This is a genomic window from Lysinibacillus sp. RC46, assembly GCF_041262385.1.
In the GTDB taxonomy this organism is placed as follows: domain Bacteria; phylum Bacillota; class Bacilli; order Bacillales_A; family Planococcaceae; genus Lysinibacillus.
Map to the genome: position 1 here is coordinate 1 of NZ_JBGCCF010000067.1, position 5578 is coordinate 5578.

A 5578-nucleotide genomic window follows, 5' to 3' on the forward strand; every position below is an offset into this window, starting at 1 on the left:
GGGAAGCCCCCAACTACCATCGGCGCTAAAGAGCTTAACTTCCGTGTTCGGTATGGGAACGGGTGTGACCTCTTTGCCATCATCACTAGACTATTAGTTTTCAATATACTTCGTATTCTGAAAGCCTTATGTATTTCGTTTTGAAGTTTTTATTACCTGTCCTTCAAGACAAGAATTATTGTATAACGTTTTCTCACATTGTGCAACACTTTTTTATAAAAGAAAAGAAATTATTACTTTTCGAAGATATTTTTGTTATGTAAGAGAAATTATCACTCTGCTATTTATTATAACAATTGCTTAATTAAAAGAAAACAATTAATTTATCAGAAGTGTTTTTATCTATTTTAATTCATTAAAAAACACTTTTTCCGATATGAGCTACTCTTTTCTGACTGTCGAGACACTTCGCTTTTTGCAGGAATCTTTAATCTACTACAGGATCAATCAGAGTAGCCCTTCGTTACAATCAACTAAACAAGCAAAATATAAACGAAAAACTATTTATAGATTCACTCAACATGCCTGTTAATTTATCATTCCAAAATTATTTAATTATAATTTTCAGGTTTCATTTTATCCTCAATCATATTATCCCTAAATTTACTGCTCAGGTGAAAGAACATTTTTGACGCTTCGCTCACGTTATAGAAAACATTTGACTGACGTTGCACTTTCGTTACAAAAAACATCTGCTAAAGAAGTTAAATAACAGAAAGAGCCATTTGTAATCGATCAATTTCCTCAAATGTTGTTGCTGGACCAAAAGATACTCTAAAAAATTGACGTGCCGCTTCCATAGAATAGCCCATTGATAAAATCGCCTTCGTACCAGACTCACTATGAATATCGCAGGCACTTCCTGTGGAAATACATATCCCCGCTTCATTTAATTTTAACAAAACGTATTGCCCCTCTACTCGTTTCATTAATACACCACAAATATTAGGCAATTGCTCCTTACTCTCAATGATTTGACACGTTTCTTGTAAATTTTCCTTAAAGCTTTGACGTAATGCTTCATAATACTTCCGCTCATATTGATAATCTTCAATCGCCGTAGCAAAAGCGACAATAGCTGGAGTATCTAATGTTCCTCCCCTTAGCCCATGCTCATGCGTGACACCTGGTGCTAATGCAGGAACACAGAGCTTAGGATTAATATAAATAGCCCCACATCCTTTTGGCCCACCTATTTTATGGGCTGAAACTGTAATAGCATCTACTTGCTGTTTTAACGGAAGTTTACAGTAGGACTGTACACAATCAACATGCAAGAGAACGTTTAATTGTTTTGCAATCTCGGCTATTTCTTCAATAGGTTGAATAGAGCCTATCTCTGAATTTACATGTTGGAGAGTGATTAAAGCCGTATCTTCTTGTATTGCTTCTCGTAGTTGCTCCACATGAATACAACCATCCTGCTGTAAAGGTAACTTTGTGACTACAAAACCCATTTTTTCAAGTGTATTTAAAGCCGCATGTACAGAAGTGTGTTCCGCTTGTGATGAAATAATGTGCTTCCCTTTATTTGACGCTAAAGCTAATGACAAAATCGATATTAAATTGCCCTCAGTTCCGCTTCCAGTAAAAATGACACCGTCACTATTTACTCCAAGAGATTTTGCTACGACAGCTCTTGCCTGCTCAACAAAATAATTCGCTTGCCCTCCTAGATCATGTAAGCTTGCACTATTCCCATAATACTGCTTTGCTACCTCACAATATGCTGTAAGAGCTTTTGGAGTCATTGGAGAGGTTGCAGCGTAATCCAAATATATCATCATATTCTTCCCTTCTAGTTCATCAGGTCTTGTTTTCTCTTTTATTTTATGTAAAGATATGTGTCAAGACAACTGTAAAGAAGGTATATGTATGGATGTAATGACAGATGTACTTATTATTGGTAGCGGCGTTGCTGCACTTCAAACTGCTCGACTACTCGAAGGACATTTTCAAGTTCAGATAGTTACAAAATGTTCAATTAAAATGAGTAGTTCTTATCGTGCTCAAGGCGGTATTGCTGCCGTTACAAGTCAAGAAGATCATCCAAAGTTTCACATTGCTGATACGTTGATTGCTGGTGAATATCATCATGAAAAAAGGAATGTTGAAGTACTAATAGAAAACGGCACAGAAATTATACGTGATTTATTAAATGAGGGCTTCTCAGTTGATCGACAAGTTGATGGGTCCCCGGCTCTAGGCTTAGAGGGGGCACATAGTCATCACCGTATTTTACATGCAGGTGGTGATCGTACTGGCCAAGTAATGATAGATTATTTGCTCAAACAACTTACATCTAATATCGTTGTGAATTGCTATGAAATGGCTTACGAGCTTTTATTGAATACAGATGGAGATTGTGTTGGCGTTCTGACAAAAGGAGCAAAGGGAATGAAGCGCTACCTTGCCCACCACGTCATTCTTGCGACAGGAGGTGCGGGTGCTCTATATTCTTGTACGTCTAACTTTGCTACGAATACTGGAGATGGTATCGCTTTAGCATATTGTGCTGGAGCTGCCATCAGTGATATGGAATTTATGCAATTTCATCCGAGCTTACTTTGGTGTGGAGGGCAGGCCAAAGGATTAGTCTCTGAAGCTGTACGTGGCGCCGGAGGAAAGTTTGTCGATGCACAGCGTCGTCCCATAATGAAAGGCATACATGAACAGTTGGACTTAGCACCACGCCATATAACTGCACATGCATTATTTAATAAACGTGCTGTTGAGCAAGAAACCTTTATTGATATTTCAAGTATCGAAAACTTTGAAGAAAAATTCCCTACAATTGCTCAGCTTTGCTATGACAATCATGTTAATTTACAAGATGGATTAATTCCTGTAGCACCAGGTAGCCATTTCTTAATGGGTGGTGTTGTTGCTGATGCCATGGGAAGAACATCTATTCCTAATCTATATGCAATAGGAGAAGTTGCTTGTACTGGGGTGCATGGTGCCAATCGTTTAGCTAGTAACTCTCTTTTAGAAGGCATTACGTTTGGACAAAGAACAGCCCAATACATTATTCAAACAGGTTGTAAGCAAAATAGTTTCTTAATTAATGACAAACATCACCAACAAACAATGCCATCATTATTGACAAAAGATCAATTACAACAAATGATGATGCACACGTTAGGCATTGTGCGAAATCCTATTGATATGGAACAATTCGTACAACAATTGCCCCCAATGCAAACACTGCTTCATGTTGATTTAGATGGCTTGAATCGACAGGAACTCGAACTTTACATGATGCATATTGTAGCTACATTAATGGCGCACGCAGCCATTACACGAAAAGAAACTCGCGGAGCACATATTCGCATTGACAGACCACAAGATGATCATCGTTGGGCAAACCGTTGGATCATTTTTCAACAAGGACAGATGAAAGTGAGGAATTCATTATATGAATATCATCAAACTCGAGGAATTGCTAAAACAATTTTTTAATGAGGATATAGGCGATGGGGATTTATCGAGTGAATTTATATTTTCTCCAGAACAGCAGGGATCTTTTTCTTTTTATGCGAAGGAAAGCGGCATTTTTTGTGGAGCCCCCATTATAAAGTATGGATTTCTTCTACTTGATCGATCTATGGATATTATCCTTTATAAAAAAGATGGAGAAAAAGTCAATGCTGGTGATATTCTTGCTGTTATCCAAGGACCACTTCAAAAATTATTAATGGGTGAACGTGTCATTTTGAATCTTATCCAGCGCATGTCCGCTATTGCTACGGCTACAAATTTAGCGGTACGAGCAACAGCAGGTACTAATGCGAAAATATGCGATACACGCAAAACAATGCCTGGAATGCGTATGTTAGATAAATATGCTGTTAGAATCGGTGGCGCCTATAACCATCGCAATGGTTTATACGACGCGATCATGCTAAAGGATAATCATATTGCTTTTGCAGGTAGTATTACTAAGGCCGTACAGGCAGCCCGTGAGAAAATCGGTCACACCATTAAAATCGAAGTCGAAATCGAAACAAAAGCTCAATTAGATGAAGCAATTGCAGCCGGTGCAGATATCATTATGTTTGATAATCGTAGCCCTGAGGAAATACGTGAATGGCTCCCAGCAGTTCCCCCACATATCGCAACAGAAGCTTCAGGTGGCATTTCGCTTCATAACTTAAATACCTATGCTGAAACAGGTATTCAATGGATTTCACTCGGAGCGCTAACACATTCAGTAAAAGCCTTTGACATTAGTGCACTTGTACAAACGAAAGGAGCTAATTCCATTGTCCATCACTAGTTTATTACAACAAACATCACTACTACCAGAGCATTACCGTGTATTATCTAAAAATGACATGGAATCTCGCATTATAGCCATAAAAAAGAAATTAGGTAGTAAGCTCTTCATCCCTGGGCATCATTATCAAAAAGATGAAGTAATTCAATTTGCAGATGCAACAGGAGATTCCTTGCAGCTTGCTCAATTATCAGCAGCTAACAAGGAAGCTGAACATATAGTATTTTGTGGCGTACACTTTATGGCGGAAACAGCTGATATGCTCACAACTGAACAGCAGCATGTTTACTTACCTGATATGCGTGCAGGCTGTTCAATGGCAGACATGGCAGACATTTATCAAACAGAACAAGCATGGCCGATTTTACAGGAACTCTTTGGCGATACCATTATCCCTCTAACATATGTCAATTCTACTGCTGCCATTAAAGCATTTACTGGGCGTCATGGTGGAGCCTGCGTAACATCGTCCAATGCAAAAGAAATGGTTAAATGGGCATTTACGCAAAAACCACGTATTTTCTTTTTACCAGATCAACATTTAGGAAGAAATACTGCGTATGATTTAGGAATACCGCTTGAAAATATGGCCGTTTGGAATCCTCATACAAATAAGCTTGAGACAGATCAGTCTCCAGAAAACATTCAAGTCATCTTATGGAAGGGACACTGCTCCGTCCACGAAGGTTTTACAGTTCAGCATACGGAGCTTATACGTCAAGTTCATCCAACTATGCGTATCATTGTTCATCCAGAATGTAATCGTGAAGTTGTTGCTGCTGCAGATGATGCAGGTTCTACAAAATACATTATCGATACGATTAATAAAGCACCGAGTGGTTCTGCATGGGCAATCGGTACTGAAATGAATCTTGTGAATCGGATAATCCAGCAGCACCCTGATAAGCAGATTATCTCTTTAAATAAGAATTTCTGTCCTTGTCTTACAATGAATCGAATTGATCTTCCCCATCTACTTTGGTCATTAGAAAGTATAGAAAAAGGGCAGCCACATAATCGTATTCGAGTAGATGCTCACACTGCTGAAGAAGCACGTAGCTCACTTGAAAGGATGCTTTTTAGAGCATAAATAGCAAAACGTCTACTCATTTCTGGTAGACGTTTTGTCTTATAATTACTGATCTTCTACGTAAGCATATTGTGATCTTCATTAACCTTAGAATCTTAAAAACTATTTTTATACAAAAAAATGCAGTAGATGTAAATTACATCTACTGCATTTCAGTATGACCCGTACGGGATTCGAACCCGTGTTACCGCCGTGAAAGGGCGGTGTCT

The 5578-nt window shown here is 38.5% G+C and carries 4 protein-coding genes and 1 rRNA gene; 3 read left to right on the plus strand and 2 right to left on the minus strand.

Annotated elements, in window-relative coordinates:
* A 5S ribosomal RNA gene (gene rrf, locus ABH966_RS26820) occupies positions 1-90 on the minus strand; the annotation flags it as partial.
* Between the two features lie 614 nt (positions 91-704).
* The gene (locus ABH966_RS26825) at positions 705-1784 is read right to left on the minus strand and encodes a cysteine desulfurase family protein (RefSeq protein ID WP_370083769.1); all 1080 of its coding nucleotides are present in this window, start codon (positions 1782-1784) and stop codon (positions 705-707) included.
* 91 nt (positions 1785-1875) lie between these two features.
* Here ABH966_RS26825 and nadB point away from each other — a divergent pair, with 91 nt between their 5' ends.
* The 3 genes from nadB to nadA are packed head-to-tail and all read left to right on the plus strand — an operon-like array spanning position 1876 to position 5369.
* Complete coding sequence (gene nadB / locus ABH966_RS26830; protein ID WP_370083763.1) at positions 1876-3462, plus strand: L-aspartate oxidase; 1587 nt, start codon at positions 1876-1878, stop codon at positions 3460-3462.
* Positions 3419-4279, plus strand: a complete 861-nt coding sequence (nadC, locus tag ABH966_RS26835; RefSeq protein ID WP_370083765.1) for a carboxylating nicotinate-nucleotide diphosphorylase — start codon at positions 3419-3421, stop codon at positions 4277-4279. The genes nadB and nadC overlap by 44 nt, the downstream gene beginning before the upstream one ends.
* On the plus strand, positions 4266-5369 hold the full coding sequence (nadA, locus tag ABH966_RS26840; RefSeq protein WP_370083767.1) for a quinolinate synthase NadA: 1104 nt from the start codon (positions 4266-4268) through the stop codon (positions 5367-5369). Before nadC ends, nadA begins: the two co-directional genes overlap by 14 nt.
* The last annotated feature ends 209 nt before the right edge of the window (positions 5370-5578 follow it).